The following is a 21,719-nucleotide window of genomic DNA, read 5'->3' on the forward strand; positions in this document are numbered from 1 at the left end:
CCCGCGGAACCTGCGAGTATGAACCCAGGGGATCGCGTCCGCGTCGAGCGCGCGGGCGTCACGAACGAAGGCGTACTGATGCCCTCCACGACGGCGGACTACCTCGTCATCAAGCGCGACGGCGGCTACAACGTCGGTATCGAGCGCGAGGACGCCGAGGTCGACGTCCTCGAAACCGACGTGTACGACGTCGGCGACGAGGGTGAGGGCGAAGACAGTTCGGTCGTCGAGTTCGACGACGACCTCCCAACGATTGCACTCATCTCGACGGGCGGAACCATCGCCTCCACCGTCGACTACCGCACCGGTGCCGTCACCGCCCGTTTCGACGCCGAGGACGTCCTCCGGGCCGTCCCGGACCTCGCGGGCCGCGCGAACTACCGCGGCCGCGTCGTCGCCAACATCCTCTCGGAGAACATGACGCCCGAAATCTGGCGTGACCTCGCAGCGGCCGTCCACGAGGAGATAGAGGCGGGAGCAGACGGCGTCGTCGTCATGCACGGAACGGACACGATGCAGTACTCCGCGGCCGCGCTCTCGTTCATGCTCGACACGCCCGTCCCCATCGTCTTCACGGGGAGTCAGCGCTCGGCGGACCGACCCTCCTCGGACAACGTGATGAACGCCGTCTGCGCCGTCGAGGCCGCCAAGAGCGACGCTGCCGAAGTCATGGTCTGCATGCACGCCTCGGAATCCGACGACGTCTGTGCGCTCCACGAAGGGACGCGCGTCCGCAAGAGCCACACCTCCCGCCGCGACGCCTTCCGAACAATCGGTGCCAAGCCACTCGGCGAAGTCGACTACGACACTGAAACGGTCTCGTTCCGACGCGACTACGCCGAGCGCGGTGCCGCCACACTGGACATCGCCGCGGACCTCGCGGACGACGTCGAACTCGTCAAGTTCACGCCCGGGATGGACCCCGCGGCGTGGGACTACCTCGAAGGCAAGTCCGGTGTCGTCATCGAGGGCACGGGCCTCGGCCACGTCCACACGGACCTCATCCCGCGCATCGAGGAACTCGTCGACGACGGGGCGGTCGTCGCCATGACCAGCCAGTGTCTCGAAGGCCGCGTCTGTGACCGCGTCTACGATACGGGTCGTGACCTACTCGACGCCGGCGTCGTCGAAGCGGGCGACACCCTGCCCGAGACGGCGAAGGTGAAGCTCATGTGGGTCATCGCGAACACCGACGACCCCGTTGGAGCGATGCAGCGGTCGCTGAACGGCGAGTTGACCGAGCAGTCCCGCCCGTGGACGTGATAGCCGACCAGTACGAGATTCGACAGGCCCGCCCCGACGACGAGGACGCCGTCGTCGAATTCACGGAAGACACGTGGAGCGACCGCGGCAGTAGCGACTACATCCCGCGTATCTTCCAAGAGTGGATTGCCGGCGACGGCGACGACCAGCGGACGTTCGTCGTCGAGGCTGGCGACGGTGACGACAGCGACATCGCCGCCATCCTGCAGGCTGTCGTCCTGACCGACCACGAAGCGTGGGCCCAGGGGATGCGCGTCAACCCCGACTACCGCGGCGAGGGACTGAGTACACGAATCAACGACGCCGCGCTCCGTTGGGCGCGTGAGAGAGGCGCGACTGTCGCCCGCAACATGGTGTTCTCGTGGAACGTCGCCGGACTCGGCGGGTCGCGTGCGGCCGGGTTCGACCCCTGCACGGAGTTCCGCTGGGCGATGCCGACACCCGACTCGGACGCCGAACCCGAACTCGTTATCGGCGACGAGGCCGACGCCGCGTGGGCGTTCTGGAGCGCCAGCGACGCACGCACGGACCTGAAGGGTGTCGCACTCGACAGCGACGAGTCGTGGGCCGTCTCGGAAGTGACCCGTGAGAAACTCCGCGACGCCGCAGACGAGAATCGACTGTTCGTCGTCGCAGACGACGGCACGCGAGGGTTCTCCTACCGAAACCGAACCTACGACCGCCCGAACGACGAAGGCGACGAGGAGACGTGGGCCGAGTACGCCGTCGGTGCGTGGGCCGACCTCGACGCTTGTCGGTCGCTCTTTGCCGCCATCGCCCGCGACGCCGCGAGCGTCGGCGCGGAGAAGACGCGCGTACTGATTCCCGAGTCGGCACGGTGGGTCAGCGACGTGGCCGCCTCGCGTGTGAACGTGTCCGACGAACCGGACTTCGTGATGGCCGCGGATTTGACGAGAGCGCGGTTCGAGTAGTCAGTCACAGCCTTTCTCGGGGTCCGTCACCCTCGGAAGTTGGTAGCCGACGGCGATGGCGTCGCACGTATTCGCTCTGAGCGAGAGTGCACCGTCTTCGACGACGACAGCACCGTCTCGGTCGTAGCCGTCCTCGACGGGACACGACCGAAGTTCCCACGTGTCGGAAAACGTTTCACCCGATTCCAGTTCAACAGACACCTCGTAGGCGTCACGGATGTCGTCCGAGGAATCACGCTTCGCTACGTCGGGGAACTCGATGGCTTGGTCGGCGTCGACTTCCCACGTCCCGTCGAGAACTGCCTCTCCTGTCTCGGCGTGGGTGAGTGAGAGAGTGACGCAGTGGTCCGTCTGTTCGTAGTTCTCGACGTAGAACGTCGAATACTGGATGTCCGGTTGGGGCGTCCGCGTCGACGACGTCGTCGGAAAGGGCGAAGAGCCATCGTCAGTCGACATCGTCGATTCGGTGGTTTCGGCAGTCTCAGTCGAACCGGACCCTCCGTCGGGAGAAGCGGTACAGCCTGTAAGCGCGAACGAAAGCCCACTCCCGACGGAGGCGAGGAACAGTCGGCGTGAGGTACGTGAGATGTTGGAGAGCATACGAGAGAGACACACCCGAGTTCGAACAAATGCTTTCTGGTCGCTCAGTTTCGACTCTGCCCCGTCGGGCACTCTGTTTCTCGCGAGTAGATGATTCGGCGAGAAGTCAGAACACCGAGCGACCGACTCGGAGTGCCATCCCGACGAGTGTCCCCACGAGCGACCCGACGACACCGTAGCCAGCAAAGAAGAGCGACAGTGCCCACAGGGGTGAATCTCCTCCCCGCGGCGGCGACCCGGTCCGAAGGTAGCGGATGGTCCACCCGAACCCAAGCATCGACGTAACCGAGAGTGCAGGCGTGACGCCGATGACGGCACCGCCGAGGAGTCCGCCGCCGAGGACGCCGTTGAGCAGGCCGACGAGCGGAGGAGAGTGAAAGACGAGCGTGGGGAAGAGGACAGGTTCGTAGAGAGCGGCGGCTACATCGTCGCGTCCGAGTGCGTCCGCGAGCAGCATCAGACCGAACAGACCGACGAAGGGAGCGACATAGCCGCCGACGAAGAGCACGACGTGCCGAACTGGGTCGTCGGTCGGGCCCCACAGAAGCGTCTCGGTGAGCGACGTCGTGCCGTCCGTCATCGCGACCGAAATCTATCGACGACGAATCGGCCGACCGTTCCGACGACGAAGCCGACGAGCGACCCGACGAGTCCGAACAGGCCGAACATGACCAGCAGCGCCCACAGCGCCGTGTCGCCGCGAGTGACGTACTCACCGGTAGTGACGAGGTGGACGGCGACGTCCAGCGTGACGAACGCGCCGAACACGAGCGAGGGGGCGACGCCGATGGCGACACTGGTCGACAGTCCGCCGCGACGGTACGCACTGGCCACCGAGACGAACGGCGGCGAGTAGAACAGGAGCACCGGAAGGACGGGAGAGTACAGCGTGTCGCCAATCTGTTCGCCGACGACTGGAGCAAGCACGCGGTCGAAGAGCAAGAACAGCGCGAACAGGGCCAGCATCGCGAGAACGTAGCCACCGACGAACAGCCGCCAGTGGCGTCGCCGGTCGCGGGGGTGACCCCAGAGGAACGCTCGGTAGTCGAACGTAGCGGCGGTGGAGGGCGAGGGCATCTGCTCGGAGAGACTGCGTGCGGCGAGAAAAGTGTTCGTTCCGTGACGACTCAGTTCGAGCCGAGGAGTCGCTCTTTCAGGCTGCGTTCGCGTTTCTTCTCGGCCAAGAGGACAGAGCAGTCGACGTCGTCGACGATGTCCAACACGAGCGTCCCGCTGACCAGTCGCGAGAGGAGACCGCGTTCTGTCGCACCGATGATGAGCATCGACGAGTTGTCGGCGTGGCGTTCGATAGAGGATTCGACGTCGCCGGTGTCGACGACGAGGTTGGCGTCGGCGAGGTCACGGTCGGCCGCCCACGATTCGAGAAACGCCATCCCCTCTTGTTTGTCGTCGGAGACGTGGAGGAGCGTGATGCGTGCGTCGTACTCGTCGCGGAGAATCTTCGCGATGGCCGCCGAGAGGTCCGAGTCGGGGCCACCGGCGGTCGGAACGAGTACGTTCGAGGCGTCGAAGCCGCGGTCACGCAGGACGAGGAAGTCACACGGCAGGTCGTGGGCGAGTTCGTCGATTGCGCTCTCGGCGCGGCCCGGCGACCCGTGGGAGTCCGGCCCCCAGCCCATGACGGTCGTGTCGGCCTCGTAGGTACGTGCGGCGTCGAACACTTCCTCGAACGTCCGGTGCGAGAGGATGGTGTGTGTCTCGACGGGGACACCGAACGTCTCGGCGTCTTTTCGTGCTTGTTCGAGGATGCGTTGGGCCGCCTCGTGGTCGCCTTGGTCGCGGGCGGCCGAGAGCGCGGTCTGGTCCGGAACCTGCACGATGTTGACTGCGACGACCGTCCCGCTCCGTTGCTTGGCGACGGCGCTGGCCAGCGTGATGAGGTCTTTCTCGCTTTCGGGGTTCGCGAGCGGAACCATCACGCGGTACTTCCCGCCGTCGGGTTGCACCGACGAGGCCGCCGAGACGGCCGGTTCGGGCATCTCCTCTCTCCGAGAGAGGATGTACTGGCCGAGGATACCCTGCTTCTCCGTCTTTCCACGGGCGTAGAACAGGTACCACGCGACTGCGAACCCAGAGAGGACGACGGTGAGAACGACGGCGAGTTCTGCGATGAAGACCACGAGTGCGAACGAGATAATCGCCCCGACGATCGGAAGTACCGGATAGAACGGAATCGTGTAGTCCGGGTTGTAATCTTCCGGGTCGGCCACGCGCATCACGATGAGTGCGATGTTCAACAGGCCGTAGATGACAAGGTGGAGCGCACTTCCGGTACTCGACAGGAGTTCGAGGTTGCCGAAGACGATGAACGCGAGGATGAACGCGCCGGTCAGTGCAATCGAACGGTACGGCGTGCCGAACCGCGGGTGAATCTCGTTGAGTTGCGGCGTGACGATTTTGTCCCTCCCCATCGCGAAGTTGATGCGTGACGACGCCAGAATCGAGGCGTTCGCACTCGACGCGGTGGCGAGTAGTCCACCGAAGAGGAGTGCGACGGCACCGACTGGCCCGAGGAGGATGCGGGCGACGTCGACGACGGCGGTGTCGTTGTTAGCGACGACGCTGTTGTCGACGGCGGCGAGCACCACGAGTAAGACGAGCGCGTAGATGGTCGTCACGATGAGGACGCTCCCGATGACTGCTCGCGGGAGGTTGCGACCGGGGTCTTTGATCTCCTCTGCGACCGAGGTGATCTGGACGAACCCGAGGTAGGAGACGAAGATGAGACCCGTGACGGGGAGAAGCGGGTCCGTCCCGTACGGGGCAAACGGTCGAAGCGTCTCCAGATTGGCGCTCAGCGCGCCGACGAACGTGAACACGCCGAGGATGGCGACGAGCGTGATGACGATGATGTTCTGGAGTTTGCCGGTCTCTTTCGCCCCGACGTAGTTGATACCGATGAACAGCGCCGCGCCAGCGAGGGCGACGACTTTCGCCGGGCCGAGACCGAGGACGGACGGGACAGGCGCGAACTGTGTCACGTACTGCCCGAAGCCGAACATGTAGAACGCCGACGCGAACGCGAGTCCGAGCCAGTTGGCCCATCCCGCGATAGAGCCGAACAGGGGCCCGAGGGCGTGGTTGATGTAGTAGTACGCCCCGCCGGACTTCGGCATCGCCGTCCCCAGTTCACTGGCTGAGAGCGCGGTCAAGAGTGCGATAGCGCCGCCGAGGACGAACGCCCCCGCGGCGAGCGGTCCCGCCTCGGCGACGGCGACGCCCGGGAGGACGAAGATACCGGCCCCAATCATCGTACCGACACCGATAGTCAGCGCGGCGAGGGGGCCAAGGTCTTTGGCGAGTTCTTCGTCACTCATCGGGTCGCACCTCCGTGTGGGACAGTCGTGAGTGGGGAAGAACAGTCGTCACTCATTCGGCGGCACCCGGGAGGACGACGACCGGTCGGTCGCTGTCGTCGACGAGCGTGTCGCGAGCGTCGTGGCCGAAGATGTCCCACCACTTCTTGCCCTCGCGCGGCGTGAACACGATTGCACTCGCGTCTTCCTCGCGTGCGGCGTCGAGAATCGTCTCGCCGACGTCGGTCCCGTACAGGACTCTCGTCTCGACGTCGACGCCGGCCTCAGCGGCTCGCTCGCGGACGATGTCGAACAGTTCGTCGGCCATCTCTTCTCGCTGTTCGACCGACGCCTTGTCGGGTGCGCCACCCGCCTTCTCGACGACGTGGACGACGAGCATCCGTCCGGCCGCGTCGGCAACGTGCGGAAGTGCCGCTTCACACGTCGAAACGGCGTCGTCCTCGTTGGCGACGGGAACGAGCGGTGACTCGAAGAGCGCTCTAACCATCGAGGCCACCTCCGGACGGAGACGACGGAACGAACGGGTAATGTAGACACGTCTGTGTGTTATCCCATACCAGATTCATACGAGTCGCTTCGTCGTCCCCAAGCTTAGTTCGTTCCCCTCGCGTCGACGATTGTACTGAACGATTGTGAAGGAATTGGCTCTCAGAGCGCGACGACCCACGCCCGGTAGTCGTCGTCGCGGCCGTAGACCTCTTGGAACGCTCGGTCGACGAAGCCCGCGAGTCGGTTGGCATCCGACCGCGCAGAGATGCGGACGTTCGTCCCCTCTGCCGTCTCCGGACTCTCCAGTTGGTCGATACGGAACTCGGGGAAGTCGTCGAGCATCGCTTTCAGACGGTCTAACTCGTCGTCGGTCACGTCGAGGTTGAACGTCTTCTCGGAGAACTGCACCCACGCCGTCGGCAGTGGGTCGCCGTCGTCGTCGGTGCCGTCGAGTGCTGTGTCGGCGTCGGCTTCGATAGTCAGGTAGGCGCTGCCGCGGTTACGGTGAGCGACGATACCGTCGGCGAACAGCTTTCGACGCTCGGCCGGCGTGTCGGCTTCGAATCTCGTCATGTGGGCGGCTACGCCGGCGGGGCAGAAAAGCGGGACGACCCTGCTCCGAGAGTCAGAAGAGCGTCGTCACTACGGCGAGCGTGAGCGCACTCACCGCGACCAGATGGACGAGGACGACGAGCACGGGTGTGAGGCCGGTATCACGCATCTCCGAGAGACGAATATCGAAGCCGAGACCGACGAACGCGAGGGTGAAGAGCCAGTCGGCGACGGTGTCGATGGAGGCGAGCGCCGCCGACGAGAGCAGACCGGCGTTGGCGACGACGGCGACGACGAGGAAGCCGACGAGGAACTTCGGGAACTCCGTCCAGACCTGTCTAAGCTTCGCGTTCGAGGTACCGCCGTCCGAAGCGTACCGCGCCGCGTAGCCGACGGCGACGACGCCGAGCAGCGAGTTCCGAGTGAGTTTCGTCACGGTCGCCCAGCGGCCGGCGACCGGTGAGTGAGCGAATCCAGCAGCGGCGACGGGACCGGTCGAAAACATGCTCAACCCCGCCCAGACGCCGAACTGCTTGCCGGAGAGTGCGAGTGCGTCGCCCGCGAGCGGAAAGAGGAGGAGCGTCACCGCATCGAACAGCAGGACGGTGGCGACGACGTGTGTCAGTTGGTCGCCGTCGGCGTCGATGGTTCCGGCGACGGCCGCCGCCGCCGAGACGCCGCAGATGCTCGACCCCGCCGCGAGCAACGAGGCCATCTTGTCCGAGAGACCGAACACCCGCCGTGCGAGGAGTTCCACGGCCACGACGCCAGCGGCGACGGTGAGGACGACGAGCAGAATGACCAACGGTCCCGACGCCTGAACCTCTGCGAGCGAGACACTCGCACCGAGAAGTACGATGCCGACTTCTAAGAGGAGTGCTCCGACGGCGATGCCGGGTGCCGCCCAGTCGGGTGTTCCGACGACGTTGGCGACGAGTGCGCCGAGGGCGACGGCGACGATGAGAGCGTTCAGTCCCGGAATCACGTCGGCGAGCGTGTGTGCGAGGAGGGCGAAGAGCGCGAGGAGTGCGAGACCGGGCGCGAGGGTTCGAAGTGACTGTCGCGCCATCAGACGACCCACAGTCCGAGAACCGCCACCAGCGTGACCGCGAGTATCGTCGCCTGCCAGCCACGGTCGAGGGCGACCCAGTGACTCGCGACCGGTTCGACTGGCTCGATATCTCGGCACGCCCGCGGAACGCCGTCCTCCATTGAGTTGTGTCGAGCGACGGGAAGCCCGGAGTTGAAAGTATCGTTTTCTGTCACGGGTATCGGCAGATATCACGGGGAGAAGAGGAAGGCTGCGCCAAACTCTGTGCTCGTTCGCCTTTCTTCTACGGAGAACCAGCAACAATAGCTGATTTATTGGGTTCGCCCGGCGCGTGGTCGCTCGCCAGACAAAGCCGCGGCTTTCTACAAGATTTTAACCCCGGAGTGGGACGGGTAGGGTATGAGCGACGAACACGTACTCTTGCTCGGACCGCCGGGTGCAGGAAAGGGAACACAGAGCAAGCGACTCGCCACCGAATTCGACCTCGAACACGTCACGACGGGTGACGCACTTCGGGCGAACAAGCATGTGGAGACGGAACACGGGACGCCCGCCTCGTTCATGGACGCTGGCGAACTCGTGCCCGACCCCGTCGTCAACGAAATCGTCAAGACGGCCCTCGAAGACGCCGACGGCTACGTCCTCGACGGCTACCCGCGAAACCTCTCGCAGGTCGAGTACCTCGACAGCGTGACCGACCTCGACTACGTGTTCTACCTCGCCGTCCCCGAGGACGAACTCGTCAACCGACTCACCGGCCGCCGCGTCTGTCCCGACTGCGGCGCGAACTACCACGTCGAGTTCAATCAACCCGAAGAGGAAGGCGTCTGTGACGAGTGCGGTGCCGACCTGGTTCAGCGTGACGACGACACCGAAGAGACCGTCCGCGAACGTCTTCGCGTCTACCACGAGAACACCGAACCCGTCGTCGAGCACTATCGTGAGAAGGGCACACTCGTCGAAGTCGAAGGCGAGGGAACCCCCGACGACGTGTTCGAGCGCATCGCCTCCGAAGTTCGCGACTAATCGACCAGTCGGCGAATCGGTAGAAGACGGTTAGTCACTACGTGGAGGTTGCGTACATCGATTCCTCCACGTTCATCCGCCTTCAGGTACTCACACCGTAAGCGACCGGTCTCGCAGTCGCTCCTCCCGTCGTCGCTGTCGAATGGAGCCGAGAGAGACGAGTCGTCGATGCTCGAAGCCGACTCTACGCCTTCGAACGAGTGGCACCACTTGGGAGTGGCCGAAGACGAGAGAGCGACTGCTCGTGGAGAAGTACTGCCGAAAAGCGAATCGAAGGGACGAAAATAGAACTCCTGCTCGAGTCGGCCCGTATCGGGAGACGTAACCTCGCGTGGAGAGGAGTCAACCGAGGCGCTGATTCGTGCTGGAGGTGGTTAGTTCAGACTGCTCAGCCCTGGTAGACGACTTGGGTCTGGCTGCTGGACTGCGACTGGCTTGCGGTGTTCTTGTAGCCGCTCTGCTTTGCCGACTGGTACTGGCTGTTCTTCTGCTTCTGGTCAGCGTCGTTGTACTTGCCGTACTGGACAGCGTCCTGGTACTGGTCGTTGTACTGGTTCTGTCGGGCCTTGTTGTACTTGCCGCGCTGCTCGGCTTCCTGGTACTGGTCGTTGTTCTGGTTCTGTCGAGCGTCGTTCTTGTGACCGAACTGCTCGGCCCACTGGGTCTGGTAGTTCTTTTGGCGCTGGTTCAGCTTGTTCTCCTTACCTTTCTGCTTGCCGAACTGGCCTTGCGTGTTGTCTTGGTGTTGTCGAGCGTCGTTCTTCCAGCCGAACTGCTTCGCCCACGAACTGGCGTCGCTCTTCTGTTCCTGTTTCGCGTCGTTGTCACCTGAGTTGTGCCCCGCCGCTGCGACACCTGCGAAACCGCTCAGGGCGATGATTGCGACGACGAACACGACGAGACTCTGTCTTCCAAATTTGCCTAACATTGTCCATCTGCCGGGGAGTTCCCGACATCCCAACCATCGCCGAATCTCGTATTAGTTACTCATCTTAGTCTCTCGAATAAACTCGCTGATTTATCAGTATTTTCGAGTAGAATACGATGACACTCGTAAAATCGACACCGACAGAATGTCTACCCTGCGACCCTGACGACGTCGGTTTGGTTTGTCGATTATGCTGCCACTTAGCCGAAACATCGCTCGGATGAGGGGCAGTTACACTGTAGTAATCGGCGGATTGTTCGTGTGAAACTATTCTTCGGATTAGACACTTCTAGTAGACAGACACTCGCTGGTCTGACAATCGCTCTCGGCACGGTTCGTATCGTCTGATGGTCGTCGACACCGACTACACCTCTGATACCGAGGATATCCGAACCGAAGGTCGACGGGTCGGCCACGAGACGGGCGTCCCACTGAACGAAGGAACGACTACATCGAGGAACGGGTACTCGTCGACGACGTGACGCGGCGTCTCACGCGCTACTATCCGCTCCGTTCGGAGTGACGACGCCGGAAAAATCGAACCGCTACTCGGAGAGAAAAGAAAAGAAGAGAAGTTGGCCCTTTCTGACGGACGAGTCACTTCACTCGGTTGCAGTCGACGCTAATCTGTGCTAGCTACCGAACATAGTCTTGGATGACGCCTCGAAACTGACTGCTCTTCTGCTCTTGGCGAGCGTCGTTGTCCTTTTCGATAGACGCTCACCGATAGCTGTCAACCTTCTCACTGTACTCGTCCTCGCGCGAACCGAGGACGAGCGGCAGAGTAAAAGCTTGATAAACGGTGGTTGCCTACAGACGGGTAATGGCACGTATCGAATCGAAGGTTCGGTCGCTCGTCTCCAACGACCCGGAGATGCGAGGGGCCATCGAAACTGTCCTCACCCGCTCGGAGGACGGCGAAGTCAAGTGGGTCGACGTCAAGAACGACATCACGAGCGGACAGTGGGGTCGGCTCATCGAGAAAGGCGTCCTCGTCGACGGTGACGAGGGCTTCGAGTTAGCCGACCCCAGTGCGACCCGCGAAGGACTCGAAAACGGGTCGTCGAGCACGAGTACGACGAGCACGTCGAGTTCCGGCGTCGACGACGTCGAAGGGACGTCGTGGTCGAAGTACGACAAAGGGGCTGCCGTCGTCACGGTCGGTCTCTTCCTCGGCTACTCCGTCACGCAGGTTCGGAACGTCATCGGCGGCGCGATGGACGTCGTCCTCGGCCCGCTGGCCGAACTCTTACCGTTCTACGCCGTCGTGATGGTGCTCGCACTCGGAACTGGCCTCTACTCTACGCTCCTTCAGGCGAACCTGATGAACATGGAGAAGATGGGCGCGTATCAAGAGCGGATGAAGGACATCCAGTCGCGCCGGAAAGAGGCGCAGGAAGCCGGTGACGACGCCGCGCTCGAAGCCATCCAGGAAGAGCAGATGGAGGCGATGGGCGACCAGATGGGGATGTTCAAAGAGCAGTTCCGCCCGATGGTGTGGATCATGTTCCTCACCATCCCGGTGTTCCTGTGGATGTACTGGGCCATCGGCATCGGCGGGAACCCGGTTCACGTCGACCTCCAGCCACTCGTGCTGCCGCTGAACGGGTCGGTCGAGTGGACCGAAAAGATTCTCGGTCCCATCCAGACGTGGATCATCTGGTACTTCCTCTGCTCGATGGCGTTCACCCAGATCATCCGGAAGGGGCTGAACATCAGCACCACGCCGTCGACGAGCTAACTCAACTAGCTTCACCGCTCTTTTCGACTTCTCTCTCGCCGTGACCGGACATTGTGACGAACAGCGTCCGTCGAGAGCGGGTTTCCGTTGCAAACATCTCACACGTCAGCGCGCCCGTCGGTATTCCCGCGTGTTGTGTTATCCGTTCGCACACATCACTCACGGCTCGTAACGGCAACCATTTTGAGGGGCACCGACCGAAATACGGTATGTTACTGACCGTCTCTGGCCCGCCGGGTAGCGGGAAGAGTACGACTGCGGCCGGACTGGCCGAAGCGTTTGGACTCGAACACATCAGCGGCGGCGACATCTTCCGCGAACTCGCCGCCGAACGCGGTTACTCTCCGGTCGAGTTCAACGAACTCGCCGAGGAGGACGACCAGATAGACCGTGACCTCGACCGGCGTCTGTACGAAATCGCCCAAGAACGAGACGACGTGCTCCTCGAATCCCGGCTCGCTGGATGGCTCGCCGCCGAGCAAGCGGACATCCGCATCTGGCTCGACGCGCCGCTCAACATCCGTGCCGAGCGTATCGCCGACCGCGAGGAGAAAGCCGTCTCCGTGGCCCGCGAGGAGACCGACCGCCGCGAACTGAGCGAAGCCAAGCGCTACGAGGAGTACTACAACATCGACATCGGCGACCGGAGCATCTACGACATCGTCTACAACACCGCTCGCTGGAGCCCCGAGGGCGTCCTCGGCATGCTCACGACGGCCGTCGACTCCTACGACCCCGACAGCGACGAAGGGAAAGCACCCGTCGAGAACGTCGTCTACGACTTCTAACTATGCGAGGCCCGCCTGCCGAACGCGACGTCGACGAACTGCTCGACTTCGGGGTCGTAAACCTCGACAAACCGCCGGGTCCCTCGGCCCACCAAGTCTCGGGATGGGTCCGTGACCTCGCCGGTGTCGAGCAGGCGGCCCACGCCGGGACGCTCGACCCGAAGGTGACTGGCTGTCTCCCGACGCTTCTCGGGGACGCGACACGCCTCGCGCAGGTGTTCCTCGAAGGCACGAAAGAGTACGTCGCCGTGCTCGAACTCCACGGCCCTGCACCAGCGGATTTGGACCGCGTCGTCAGCGAGTTCGAGGGCGAACTGTACCAGAAACCGCCGCGCAAGAGCGCCGTCTCCCGGCGACTCCGCACGCGGACGATATACGGTCTCGACGTACTGGAAGTCAAAGACCGAAAGGTGCTGCTCCGTATCGACTGCGAGAGCGGGACGTACATCCGGAAGCTCTGTCACGACATCGGTCTCGCACTCGGCACGGGCGGGCACATGGGCCATCTCCGCCGAACGCGAACCGACCCGTTCGACGATTCGAATCTCGTGAACCTCCACACTTTCACCGACGCACTCGCGTTCGCCGAAGAGGGCGACGAAGCGTTACTCCGAGAGGTCGTCGCCCCGGCGGAGCGAAGTCTGGCGCATCTGCCTCGGGTGACTATCGCCCCGAGTGCCGCCGAACAAGTTGCCCACGGCGCGCAAGTCTACGCTCCCGGCGTCATCGACGCCGACGACGGCATCGACCGCGATGCACTCGTCGCCTGTTACAATCCGGACGACGCAGTGGTGTGTCTCGGGCGACTCGTCGGCGACGCCGACGCAGAGCGCGGCGAAGTGGTCCGCCTCGAACGCGTTCTCGTCTGAGCGAGACGAGGGAAACGCGTGCCACCGTCTCTCGCGCACGCGAGGGAAGCGAAGGCCTTAAACGACAGTCGGCCGTCGCCTGTAATGCGGAAAAACAGCAGACACAACGGGACCGTAGGGTAGTGGTATCCTCTGCCGATGGGGTCGGTAGGACCTGAGTTCGAATCTCGGCGGTCCCACTAATTTCTCGCGACGCTGCGCTGCCAGCGTCGCGTGCATTCGTCACGAGCGGCGAGTTCGAGTCCTGCAAGTCACGCGCAGCGAAGCGAGCACGTCTTGCATCGGTTCGAATCTCGGCGGTCCCATACCATATAAAAGTAAAGCGGCTCCATTTGCCGCTTTTCTCGCAACATCCTGAGCACAGCCACTGTGTTGTCTCAGGCCTTGTAGAAACACACCGACGAGTCACGCGTACGGTGGACAGTTCATCTGGAGTTGTGTCGTCTCTCTACCTTCGAAGAGTCGAGAAAGGTGCCGAAGAGCGAGTTTACCATCGTGACTCTGTAGGCCTGATAAACAGCGGTAGAAGACGTTCTGTCGGTCGGAGCTACGAATTTATGCCCTCAGAAGACCAGTAGATATTATGAGTCGTTACGTCGATGGGTACGTCCTCTCTGTTCCGAACGATAAGCTCGATACATACCGAGAAATGGCCGACGAGGCCGGAGAACTGTGGATCAAACACGGTGCACTGGAGTACTTCGAGGGCGTCGGAGACGATATGGACCCCGACATGGGCGACATGCCGGTTCGGACCTTCCCACAACTCACTGAGAGCGGGGAGGAAGAATCGGTCGTGTTCTCGTACATCGTGTTCGAGTCGCGGGAACACCGCGACGAGGTGAACGCAAAAGTGATGCAAGACCCTGCGATGGACCCCGAGAGCGTCGACGAGGAGATGCCCTTCGACCCGAAACGAATGACCTACGGCGGCTTCCGCTCTCTCGTCAGCCACGGAAACTGAGGACGAACTGAGCCCTTCTTTCTCTGCGCTACGTTCTCAGTGGTTGGCATAGATGCGTTTCAGGTGCACAGAGACGCGGACGAAGTACGAACGGACTGAGCCAGGAGCCGAACATCATCGACGAGTCGGCATTAACTCCATCCTGAATATCTCACCCAATCTTTTGACACTCCCACGCCACCGAGCCGTATGCACAAGTCCCTCCTCTCACTCACTCTCCTCTTCTGCGTCGTCACCGCCGGCTGTACGGGCACACAATCGGACACGCCGACCATCACGCCCGACACCGTCACCGTCTCTCCGGGCGATTCGGCGTTCCTCTGGGTCAGAGCGACGGATGTCGCCGAGATGCGTGTCGGGTCGGCACAGGAGATACCGGGTGTCGAACTCGCTCACGACGACGCGATGGTCGTCCCCCGACCCGACTTCGTCGAGGAGAGCTATCCCCCGAACTGGGTGTGGGACTCACCTCGGCATCTCGTCCTGGTCAGGGTGCCCGTCCGTGTCGCCGCCGACGCATCCTCGGGAACGTATCACTACCCCGTCATCGTCCGAAACGAGACTCGCCAGCACGAGACACCGGTGACGACGAACGTCACTGTCGTCGTCGAGCCGTAGTCAACCCCTCCACGAACCGATACGTCAATAACCGAGAATCGAGAACTCGTCCCATGCATTTACTCGCTGCCACACCGGACGGCCTCTACCGAACGCCGCTCCCGCCATTCGACGACGGCGACGCTGAACAGGTACTCCCGCACGCGACCCGTCGCCTCCGCCGAGGGCCGACCGGGGGTGTCTACGCCGCCACCGGAACTGGGCTGTATCACGCCTCCGGCGACGCTGACTGGACGGACTGGCACGACGTGGGTCTGCCACTCGACGACGTACAGGACGTGCTTCTGCTCGGCGACTCGCTCTACGCGGCGGGTGCGCCACCAGCGGTCTACCGCTGCGACGAACCGAGCGACGACCCGAACGACGGCGGGTGGGTCGAGTGTGGATTCGATAGCCTTCCAGAAGCCGAGTCGTGGCCGACCGTCTCCTATCGCGACGAGGCACAGGTCCGCGCCCTCGCCGGGCATCCCGACGACCCGAATCGCATCGTCGCCGGCATCGAAATCGGCGGTGTCGTCGTCAGCGACGACCGAGGGGAGACGTGGCGCGACGTCTCGGCGGGACTGCCGGACGAGAGCGCAGAAGCGACTGAGAAGAGCGACGACGTACACCGACTGGTCGCCGTCTCGCCGGACGAGTGGCTGGCGGCGACCGGCGGCGGTGTCTACCGCACCCGCGACGCCGGAGCGACGTGGACCGCCGTGCACATCGGCGACCGACCCTACGCTCGCTCGGTGTTCGTCAACGACAGTCGCTTCTACACGGGGGTCAACGCGTCGCCGCCGCGGTGGGACACGCCCGACGCGGCCATCTACGTCGGCGACGTCGCCAGCGACGACCCGAGTCTCGCCGACGTCGGCGAGCGGTTCGCCATCTCCTTCGCGTCGTCGGGGCCAACCGTACTCGCGGGATGCAACGACGGAACGGTTCTGTCCGGGCCGGGGTTCGACCCTGCTGGACGTGTTCCGATTAGTCAGGAGACGGCGAGTGCCTACGGCGTCGTCGACTTGCTGTTGCTCCTGTAGTCGAGTCGATAAAGAAGAACGTCGCGTCGGGTCGCTCAGTCCTGTTTCTTCGCGCCGGGGTTCGTCACCGCGCCGTTCGCCGCAGAGCCGAAGTCGTTGGCGTACTTCGCGAGGACGCCGGACGTGTACGGCGCGTCGCGCGGTTCCCAGTCGTCTTTTCGCGCTTCCAACGCTTCGTCGGAGAGGTCGACCGACAGTTCTCGCTCGGGGATGTCGACGGTCACTTCGTCGCCGTCCTCGAGGAGGGCGATGGGGCCGCCGACGGCCGCTTCGGGGGCGACGTGGCCGACCATCGGCCCGCGCGTCGCGCCGGAGAACCGCCCGTCGGTGAGAAGTGCGACGTCGTCCTCGTGACCCTGTCCGACGACGGCGGCGGTGACGCCCAGCATCTCGCGCATGCCGGGACCGCCTTTCGGTCCCTCGTTACGGATGCAGATGACGTCGCCCGACTCGATGTGACCCTCTTGGACGTAGCGCATCGCGTCTTCTTCGCCCTCGAAGACACGGGCGGGACCGGTGTGGTGGAACGCGTCGTCACCAGTCACTTTCAGGACTGCCCCGTCCGGCGCGAGGTTGCCGGTGAGAATCTTGATGGCGCCCTCCTCTTGATACGGGTCGTCGACAGTGTAGATGAAGTCGCCCGAGACGTCCTCGTCTGCGGGGAGGTCGAGTTGGTCGAGTTCCTCGCTGATGGTGCGGCCGGTGACGGTCATGGCGTCGCCGTGGAACAGACCGGCGTCGACCAGTCGGCGGACGACGACCGGTAGCCCGCCCTGTTCGTGCAGGTCGTTCATCACCTTCGTGCCGCCGGGTTGGAGGTTCGCAATCTTCGGCGTCCGGCGCGAAATCTCGTCGAACTCCTCGATGGAGAGGTCCACGTCGGCCTCGGCAGCGAGTGCTAACAGATGGAGCACGGCGTTCGTCGACCCGCCGATGGCGACTTGGATGGCGATGGCGTTCTCGAAGGATTCCTTCGTCAGAATCTCGGAGGGTCGCAGGTCGTTCTCGACGGCTTCGAGCACGGCCTCGCCGGCGCGACGGGCGACGTCGTAACGTTCCTCGGACTCTGCGGGCGGGGAGGCAGAGCCGAGCGGTGCGAGACCGAGTGCTTCGGAGATGGAGGCCATCGTGTTCGCGGTGAACATCCCACCGCACGAACCCGCACCGGGGCAGGCGTGACGTTCTAAATCGTCGAGTTCGTCGGCGCTCATCTTCCCCTCGGCGTAGGTGCCGACGCCTTCGAAGACGTTCTGGACGGTCACGTCGCGGCCCTCGTGCTGACCGGGCATGATGGACCCGCCGTAGAGGAAGACGGAGGGGAGGTCGGTGCGGATGGAGGCCATCATCATCCCGGGGAGATTCTTGTCACACCCGGCGACGGTGACGAGGGCGTCCAGTCGCTCGCCGAAGGCGACGAGTTCGACGGAGTCGGCGATGACCTCTCTGGAGATGAGCGAGGCTTTCATCCCCTCGGTCCCCATCGAGATGGCGTCGGAGATGGTGATGGTGCCGAACTCGATGGGCATCCCACCGTTGTCGTCGACGCCGTCGATAGCCGCCTGTGCGACGTCGTCGAGGTGGACGTTACACGGCGTGATGTCGGCGGCGGGGTTGGCGATGCCGACCATCGGCGACGAGAGGTCCTCGTCGTCGAAGCCCATCGCGCGGAACATCGCACGGTGGGGTGCACGCTCTGCACCCTCTGTCACTTCGTGGCTCGGGAGTCGGTCGTCCTTCTCGCCCGCGAAGGGACTCTGCTCTTCGGGCGACTGCTGGTTGCTCATGGCGAGGAGTTGCTTCGGAGCCTGATAAATGGACGCGACACGACAAGGATTGCTGTCGAATCGAACGTGGGTGACGCGATGCCGTCGGCGATGTTCTGACGTGTCACTCCCTGTGCGAACTCACTCCTCGGTGTCGTCGTCTTCGCTCTCCCCGCCACGCTGTGCCAACCCGACCAGATGCCCCGCTTCCTCGACGATAATCTCCTCGGCCCCGAGGCGGGCAGCGTTCTCGCTGCCCGGGAGACAGAACACCGGAACGCCGCTGGCGACACCGGCAGTCGCTCGCGTGCCGACGACGCGCGTTCCTATCTCGTCGAAGGAGAGTCGCCGGAACAGTTCGCCGAACCCGGGAAGCTTCTTGCCGAACAGGGGGTCGATGGCTTCGACGGTGACGTCGTCCAGCGTGACGCCCGTTCCGCCCGTCGTGACGAGCGCATCGACGTCGTCGCGGCCCACGAGGTTGTGGACCTCCGCTTGGACGCCGTCGTAGTCGTCGTCGATGAGACTTCTGACGGTGACGTCGCCGCCGCTAGCCTCGATGGCTCCCTCGATGGCGTCGCCTGCCGGGTCCTCGTCGAGCGACCGAGACGAAGAGACAGTGATGACGGCGTACTGCACGGTGTCGACGTCGTGATGGTGATGGTCGTGTCCATCGTGGTCGCCCCGTTCGTCCGGTTCGTGGTGGTTGTGTTCGTGGCTGTCGTGGGTGCCGTGGTGGTGGCGTTCGCCGCCGTTACCTTCGTCGCTCATGTGCGATAGTTCAGAACGTGAGTGGAAAAATCGCACTCATCTTTACTTCCGCTCCGCTCTCTCGACAATCGACGAACAAGGTGCAAGACGTTACGCGAAACATCACAGTTTTACACCTCCCCGTGGACGGACCACGTAGATGAAAGCCGTTCAGTTCTCGGAGCACGGTGACCGTGACGTACTGACGTACGACGAGTTCGACGACCCGGAACCGGGTGACGACGAGGTACTCGTCGACATTAAAGCCGGTGCGCTGAACCACCTCGACATCTGGACGCGAAAGGGATTACCGGGCGTCGACCTCGACATGCCACACATCCCGGGTAGTGACGCCGCGGGCGTCGTCGACGCCGTCGGCGACGACGTGACGCGGTTCGAGGAGGGCGACCACGTCGCCGTCAGCGCCGGTGTCGCCTGCGGGCAGTGTGAGTTCTGTCGTGACGGCGACGAGTCGCTGTGCGTCCGGTTCCACATCATCGGCGAACACGTCCGCGGTGTCCACGCCGAGAAGGCGGCCGTTCCCGAGGCCAACCTCGTCCCCGTCCCGGACCACGTCGACTGGGAAGTCGCCGGGTCGGCGTCGCTCGTCTTCCAGACGGCGTGGCGCATGCTCATCGACCGTGCGGACATCGAACCCGGCGAGAAGGTACTCGTGCTCGGGGCCTCCGGTGGTGTCGGTCACGCGGCGGTCCAGATTGCCGACTATGCCGGTGCAGAGGTATTCGCGACGGCGTCGACAGACGAGAAACTGGAGTACGCCGGTAAGTGCGGGGCGGACCACGTCATCAACTACGAAGAAGACGACTTCGCCGAACAGGTCAAGGAACTGACGGGGAAGCGCGGCGTCGACGTCGTCGTCGACCACATCGGCGAGGCGACGTATCAGGATTCGCTGAAGAGTCTCGCGAAGGGCGGCCGCGTCGTCACCTGCGGGGCGACGACCGGACCGAACCCCGGCGCGGGCCTGAACCGTATCTTCTGGAACCAACTCTCCGTCATCGGGTCGACGATGGCGACGCCCGGACAGGTCGACGACGTCCTCGAACTCGTCTGGGACGGCACGTTCAAGCCACGTGTTCGCGAGACGCTCCCGATGAGCGAAGCAGACCGCGCCCACGAGATAGTCGAAAACCGTGAGGGCTTTGGGAAGGTGGTCGTAATCCCCGACAGTGAGCTCTGAGACCGACTACGACGGCGGAACCGGCGGTGGCTACGTCCACCGGCCCGACGACGCGACCGCGACCGACGGACCGCCCAGCGACGCGTCGACGCCCGAGGGGCACTTCGGGCAGCAAGGATGGCTCCTCGTCGTCGTCGTCGTCCTCTCGTTTCTCGTCGTTCCCGGGAGCATCTACCTCTTTCCGGGTATTCCGGCGTCGTTCGGCATCCCGTACGTCGCTGCGTTTCTCGCGCTCCCGATGTTGCCCGCACTTCTCCTCGGACTGACCGCCGTCTGGACCATGACGGCCGCGGCGAACGGCGACGACTAACTCGTTCAAACGCCCGAATTCGGGCGGTAGGCTGTGACTACCACCGTGGAAGGGGGAGCAAGTATATGCCCTGACACGCCATAACACAGTGTATGAACGAACAGTACGTCAACCACGGGTTACCGCGCCCGAACCCGTCGTTCGCTCCCGAAGAAGTAATCGAACTCCAACTCGTCGCCCTCCGCACCAACGACGACCCGTACCCAGGTAGCGGTATCGAGACGGCCTTCGTGTTCGCCTCGCCCGCCGTCCGGCGCGTCGTCGGTCCGCTCGAACGCTTCTCGAAAGTCGTCCACAGCGAGCGCTACGAACCGCTCCTCGACTTCGACCGCGTCGGAACGACGCCCATCGAACTGGCCGACGACGACGCTCGACAAGAGGTGACCGTCGTCGACCACGAAGGCCACGAGACGGTCTACGAGTTCAGACTCGCTCGGCAGGTGGCAGGCCAGTTTGCCGACTGCTGGCTCACCGAAGCGGTCGTACAACTCGCGTAGTCCGCGTTCTCGTCCCTCTCGAACTCTCGTCTCCAACTCACCGACCACGCTCTGCGTCGCTTCGGCCCCAGCGAGACGCGCGCAATCGCTAATACTGATGAGTGCGCACTGATAGCGATGAACGTCGAGTCCGGCACACCGGAGGGGTTCCCGGCCCAAGAGCCGGGCGAGTCGGTCTACGTGGAGACGAACGGCGTCCGCTTGCACACCGTCCAAGCAGGTCCCGAAGACGGACCGCTCGTCGTCCTCCTCCACGGGTTTCCAGAGTTCTGGTACAGTTGGCACGACCAACTCCGGCCGCTGGCGAACGCCGGCTATCGTGTCGTCGTCCCGGACCAGCGCGGCTACAACCTCAGTGACAAACCGAAGAGTATCGGCGCGTACGACCTCGACACGCTCGCCCGCGACGTGGTCGGACTCATCGACGAGACGGGAGCCGAGAAGGCGTATCTCGTCGGTCACGACTGGGGCGCGATGGTCGCGTGGTGGGTCGCGCTCCACTATCCGGACCGCGTCGAGAAACTCTGTACCATCAACGTCCCCCACCCGCACGTACTCGGGCGCTCGCTCCGGCGACACTGGGACCAGAAACTCCGCAGTTGGTACGTCGTGTTCTTCCAACTCCCGCTTCTTCCGGAGTTGGTCTCACGGTTCCACGGATGGGACATGCTCGTCCGGACGATGCGCCGGACGAGTCTCCCCGGGACGTTCACCGTCGCCGACTTCGAGCGCTATCGGGAAGCGTGGAGCCAACCGGGTGCGTTCCGCTCGATGCTCAACTGGTACCGCGCGATGGTTCGAAGCCGACCCCGCCCGAAAGAGATGCGCGTGACCGTTCCGACGCTCGTCGTCTGGGGGGCACGCGACAAGTTCCTCCGAAAGTCGATGGCTCGCGAGAGCGTGAACCTCTGTGACGACGGACGTCTCATGCTCTGTGAGGACGCGACTCACTGGGTTCACCACGAGGAACCGGTTCGTGTGAGCGACGCGCTCGTCGAGTTCTTCGACGAATAA

General features: G+C 63.5%; 25 protein-coding genes and 1 tRNA gene. 15 read left to right on the forward strand and 11 right to left on the reverse strand.

Annotation, left to right across the window (positions count from 1 at the left end; all coding sequences use genetic code 11):
- Positions 1 to 18 precede the first annotated feature (18 nt).
- Positions 19 to 1,263: a Glu-tRNA(Gln) amidotransferase subunit GatD gene (gene gatD, locus BM083_RS05960; RefSeq protein WP_089867065.1), complete on the forward strand. Its 1,245-nt coding sequence runs from the start codon at positions 19 to 21 to the stop codon at positions 1,261 to 1,263.
- Positions 1,254 to 2,195: a GNAT family N-acetyltransferase gene (locus BM083_RS05965; RefSeq protein ID WP_089867067.1), complete on the forward strand. Its 942-nt coding sequence runs from the start codon at positions 1,254 to 1,256 to the stop codon at positions 2,193 to 2,195. Before gatD ends, BM083_RS05965 begins: the two co-directional genes overlap by 10 nt.
- On the opposite strand, the gene BM083_RS05970 is transcribed toward BM083_RS05965, so the two are convergent.
- The 8 genes from BM083_RS05970 to BM083_RS23180 form a co-directional block, all read right to left on the reverse strand.
- Positions 2,196 to 2,795, reverse strand: coding sequence for an Ig-like domain-containing protein (locus tag BM083_RS05970; protein WP_089867070.1), 600 nt, complete (start codon positions 2,793 to 2,795; stop codon positions 2,196 to 2,198).
- Between the two features lie 106 nt (positions 2,796 to 2,901).
- On the reverse strand, positions 2,902 to 3,375 hold the full coding sequence (locus BM083_RS05975; RefSeq protein ID WP_089867073.1) for a hypothetical protein: 474 nt from the start codon (positions 3,373 to 3,375) through the stop codon (positions 2,902 to 2,904).
- Positions 3,372 to 3,872, reverse strand: coding sequence for a hypothetical protein (locus tag BM083_RS05980; protein ID WP_089867076.1), 501 nt, complete (start codon positions 3,870 to 3,872; stop codon positions 3,372 to 3,374). The genes BM083_RS05975 and BM083_RS05980 overlap by 4 nt, the downstream gene beginning before the upstream one ends.
- Before the next feature lie 50 nt (positions 3,873 to 3,922).
- The gene (locus tag BM083_RS05985; RefSeq protein ID WP_089867079.1) at positions 3,923 to 6,133 is read right to left on the reverse strand and encodes an amino acid permease; all 2,211 of its coding nucleotides are present in this window, start codon (positions 6,131 to 6,133) and stop codon (positions 3,923 to 3,925) included.
- A gap of 52 nt (positions 6,134 to 6,185) precedes the next feature.
- Entirely contained in the window at positions 6,186 to 6,629 is a 444-nt protein-coding gene (locus tag BM083_RS05990) for a universal stress protein (protein WP_394327584.1), read from the reverse strand.
- A gap of 152 nt (positions 6,630 to 6,781) precedes the next feature.
- On the reverse strand, positions 6,782 to 7,195 hold the full coding sequence (locus tag BM083_RS05995) for a DUF7975 family protein (RefSeq protein ID WP_009375301.1): 414 nt from the start codon (positions 7,193 to 7,195) through the stop codon (positions 6,782 to 6,784).
- 52 nt (positions 7,196 to 7,247) lie between these two features.
- Positions 7,248 to 8,243 carry a YeiH family protein gene (locus BM083_RS06000; protein ID WP_089867086.1) on the reverse strand — a complete coding sequence of 332 codons (996 nt, stop codon included), beginning with the start codon at positions 8,241 to 8,243 and terminating at the stop codon, positions 7,248 to 7,250.
- Complete coding sequence (locus BM083_RS23180; RefSeq protein ID WP_177197551.1) at positions 8,243 to 8,386, reverse strand: hypothetical protein; 144 nt, start codon at positions 8,384 to 8,386, stop codon at positions 8,243 to 8,245. Before BM083_RS23180 ends, BM083_RS06000 begins: the two co-directional genes overlap by 1 nt.
- Before the next feature lie 238 nt (positions 8,387 to 8,624).
- Between BM083_RS23180 and BM083_RS06005 the strand changes: the two genes are divergently transcribed.
- Positions 8,625 to 9,251 carry an adenylate kinase gene (locus BM083_RS06005; RefSeq protein ID WP_089867088.1) on the forward strand — a complete coding sequence of 209 codons (627 nt, stop codon included), beginning with the start codon at positions 8,625 to 8,627 and terminating at the stop codon, positions 9,249 to 9,251.
- Between the two features lie 388 nt (positions 9,252 to 9,639).
- On the opposite strand, the gene BM083_RS06010 is transcribed toward BM083_RS06005, so the two are convergent.
- Positions 9,640 to 10,179 carry a hypothetical protein gene (locus tag BM083_RS06010; protein ID WP_143085685.1) on the reverse strand — a complete coding sequence of 180 codons (540 nt, stop codon included), beginning with the start codon at positions 10,177 to 10,179 and terminating at the stop codon, positions 9,640 to 9,642.
- 347 nt (positions 10,180 to 10,526) lie between these two features.
- Between BM083_RS06010 and BM083_RS23945 the strand changes: the two genes are divergently transcribed.
- From BM083_RS23945 to BM083_RS06045, 8 genes are all read left to right on the forward strand, one after another.
- On the forward strand, positions 10,527 to 10,661 hold the full coding sequence (locus BM083_RS23945; RefSeq protein ID WP_281244163.1) for a hypothetical protein: 135 nt from the start codon (positions 10,527 to 10,529) through the stop codon (positions 10,659 to 10,661).
- 341 nt (positions 10,662 to 11,002) lie between these two features.
- The gene (locus tag BM083_RS06015) at positions 11,003 to 11,920 is read left to right on the forward strand and encodes a DUF106 domain-containing protein (protein ID WP_089867097.1); all 918 of its coding nucleotides are present in this window, start codon (positions 11,003 to 11,005) and stop codon (positions 11,918 to 11,920) included.
- 209 nt (positions 11,921 to 12,129) lie between these two features.
- Positions 12,130 to 12,708, forward strand: coding sequence for a (d)CMP kinase (gene cmk, locus BM083_RS06020; protein WP_009375287.1), 579 nt, complete (start codon positions 12,130 to 12,132; stop codon positions 12,706 to 12,708).
- A 2-nt stretch (positions 12,709 to 12,710) separates the two neighbouring features.
- Positions 12,711 to 13,577, forward strand: coding sequence for an RNA-guided pseudouridylation complex pseudouridine synthase subunit Cbf5 (locus BM083_RS06025; protein WP_089867102.1), 867 nt, complete (start codon positions 12,711 to 12,713; stop codon positions 13,575 to 13,577).
- A 108-nt stretch (positions 13,578 to 13,685) separates the two neighbouring features.
- A tRNA-Pro gene (locus BM083_RS06030) sits at positions 13,686 to 13,756 on the forward strand.
- 404 nt (positions 13,757 to 14,160) lie between these two features.
- On the forward strand, positions 14,161 to 14,541 hold the full coding sequence (locus BM083_RS06035) for a DUF1428 domain-containing protein (protein ID WP_089867105.1): 381 nt from the start codon (positions 14,161 to 14,163) through the stop codon (positions 14,539 to 14,541).
- A gap of 189 nt (positions 14,542 to 14,730) precedes the next feature.
- Entirely contained in the window at positions 14,731 to 15,159 is a 429-nt protein-coding gene (locus BM083_RS06040) for a hypothetical protein (RefSeq protein WP_089867108.1), read from the forward strand.
- Between the two features lie 53 nt (positions 15,160 to 15,212).
- On the forward strand, positions 15,213 to 16,184 hold the full coding sequence (locus BM083_RS06045) for a WD40/YVTN/BNR-like repeat-containing protein (RefSeq protein ID WP_089867115.1): 972 nt from the start codon (positions 15,213 to 15,215) through the stop codon (positions 16,182 to 16,184).
- A gap of 35 nt (positions 16,185 to 16,219) precedes the next feature.
- Here BM083_RS06045 and ilvD read toward each other — a convergent pair whose 3' ends face one another.
- Entirely contained in the window at positions 16,220 to 17,968 is a 1,749-nt protein-coding gene (gene ilvD / locus BM083_RS06050) for a dihydroxy-acid dehydratase (RefSeq protein ID WP_089867118.1), read from the reverse strand.
- Between the two features lie 120 nt (positions 17,969 to 18,088).
- On the reverse strand, positions 18,089 to 18,718 hold the full coding sequence (locus BM083_RS06055; protein ID WP_218148926.1) for a MogA/MoaB family molybdenum cofactor biosynthesis protein: 630 nt from the start codon (positions 18,716 to 18,718) through the stop codon (positions 18,089 to 18,091).
- Positions 18,719 to 18,857: 139 nt separating this feature from the next.
- On the opposite strand from BM083_RS06055, the gene BM083_RS06060 reads away from it, so the two are divergent.
- From BM083_RS06060 to BM083_RS06075, 4 genes are all read left to right on the forward strand, one after another.
- A complete protein-coding gene (locus BM083_RS06060; RefSeq protein WP_089867123.1) occupies positions 18,858 to 19,898 on the forward strand; it encodes a zinc-binding dehydrogenase in 1,041 nt (346 codons plus the stop codon).
- On the forward strand, positions 19,888 to 20,208 hold the full coding sequence (locus tag BM083_RS06065) for a DUF7977 family protein (protein WP_089867124.1): 321 nt from the start codon (positions 19,888 to 19,890) through the stop codon (positions 20,206 to 20,208). The genes BM083_RS06060 and BM083_RS06065 overlap by 11 nt, the downstream gene beginning before the upstream one ends.
- Before the next feature lie 92 nt (positions 20,209 to 20,300).
- On the forward strand, positions 20,301 to 20,705 hold the full coding sequence (locus BM083_RS06070; protein WP_089867127.1) for a DUF4864 domain-containing protein: 405 nt from the start codon (positions 20,301 to 20,303) through the stop codon (positions 20,703 to 20,705).
- Positions 20,706 to 20,822: 117 nt separating this feature from the next.
- Positions 20,823 to 21,719 carry an alpha/beta fold hydrolase gene (locus BM083_RS06075; protein WP_245756859.1) on the forward strand — a complete coding sequence of 299 codons (897 nt, stop codon included), beginning with the start codon at positions 20,823 to 20,825 and terminating at the stop codon, positions 21,717 to 21,719.

The organism is Halogranum rubrum, assembly GCF_900114455.1.
Lineage (GTDB): Archaea > Halobacteriota > Halobacteria > Halobacteriales > Haloferacaceae > Halogranum > Halogranum rubrum.

Coding starts and splice junctions, on each gene's coding strand:
- BM083_RS06070 (WP_089867127.1), top strand. CDS start 20,301: ATGAACGAACAGTACGTCAACCACGGGTTACCGCGCCCGAACCCGTCG.
- BM083_RS06040 (WP_089867108.1), top strand. CDS start 14,731: ATGCACAAGTCCCTCCTCTCACTCACTCTCCTCTTCTGCGTCGTCACC.
- BM083_RS06035 (WP_089867105.1), top strand. CDS start 14,161: ATGAGTCGTTACGTCGATGGGTACGTCCTCTCTGTTCCGAACGATAAG.
- BM083_RS06045 (WP_089867115.1), top strand. CDS start 15,213: ATGCATTTACTCGCTGCCACACCGGACGGCCTCTACCGAACGCCGCTC.
- BM083_RS06025 (WP_089867102.1), top strand. CDS start 12,711: ATGCGAGGCCCGCCTGCCGAACGCGACGTCGACGAACTGCTCGACTTC.
- BM083_RS06015 (WP_089867097.1), top strand. CDS start 11,003: ATGGCACGTATCGAATCGAAGGTTCGGTCGCTCGTCTCCAACGACCCG.
- BM083_RS23945 (WP_281244163.1), top strand. CDS start 10,527: ATGGTCGTCGACACCGACTACACCTCTGATACCGAGGATATCCGAACC.
- BM083_RS06005 (WP_089867088.1), top strand. CDS start 8,625: ATGAGCGACGAACACGTACTCTTGCTCGGACCGCCGGGTGCAGGAAAG.
- BM083_RS05970 (WP_089867070.1), bottom strand. CDS start 2,795: ATGCTCTCCAACATCTCACGTACCTCACGCCGACTGTTCCTCGCCTCC.
- BM083_RS05995 (WP_009375301.1), bottom strand. CDS start 7,195: ATGACGAGATTCGAAGCCGACACGCCGGCCGAGCGTCGAAAGCTGTTC.
- BM083_RS06075 (WP_245756859.1), top strand. CDS start 20,823: ATGAACGTCGAGTCCGGCACACCGGAGGGGTTCCCGGCCCAAGAGCCG.
- BM083_RS06000 (WP_089867086.1), bottom strand. CDS start 8,243: ATGGCGCGACAGTCACTTCGAACCCTCGCGCCCGGTCTCGCACTCCTC.
- BM083_RS05985 (WP_089867079.1), bottom strand. CDS start 6,133: ATGAGTGACGAAGAACTCGCCAAAGACCTTGGCCCCCTCGCCGCGCTG.
- BM083_RS05975 (WP_089867073.1), bottom strand. CDS start 3,375: ATGACGGACGGCACGACGTCGCTCACCGAGACGCTTCTGTGGGGCCCG.
- BM083_RS05980 (WP_089867076.1), bottom strand. CDS start 3,872: ATGCCCTCGCCCTCCACCGCCGCTACGTTCGACTACCGAGCGTTCCTC.
- BM083_RS06010 (WP_143085685.1), bottom strand. CDS start 10,179: ATGTTAGGCAAATTTGGAAGACAGAGTCTCGTCGTGTTCGTCGTCGCA.
- BM083_RS06060 (WP_089867123.1), top strand. CDS start 18,858: ATGAAAGCCGTTCAGTTCTCGGAGCACGGTGACCGTGACGTACTGACG.
- BM083_RS23180 (WP_177197551.1), bottom strand. CDS start 8,386: ATGGAGGACGGCGTTCCGCGGGCGTGCCGAGATATCGAGCCAGTCGAA.
- ilvD (WP_089867118.1), bottom strand. CDS start 17,968: ATGAGCAACCAGCAGTCGCCCGAAGAGCAGAGTCCCTTCGCGGGCGAG.
- BM083_RS06055 (WP_218148926.1), bottom strand. CDS start 18,718: ATGAGCGACGAAGGTAACGGCGGCGAACGCCACCACCACGGCACCCAC.
- cmk (WP_009375287.1), top strand. CDS start 12,130: ATGTTACTGACCGTCTCTGGCCCGCCGGGTAGCGGGAAGAGTACGACT.
- gatD (WP_089867065.1), top strand. CDS start 19: ATGAACCCAGGGGATCGCGTCCGCGTCGAGCGCGCGGGCGTCACGAAC.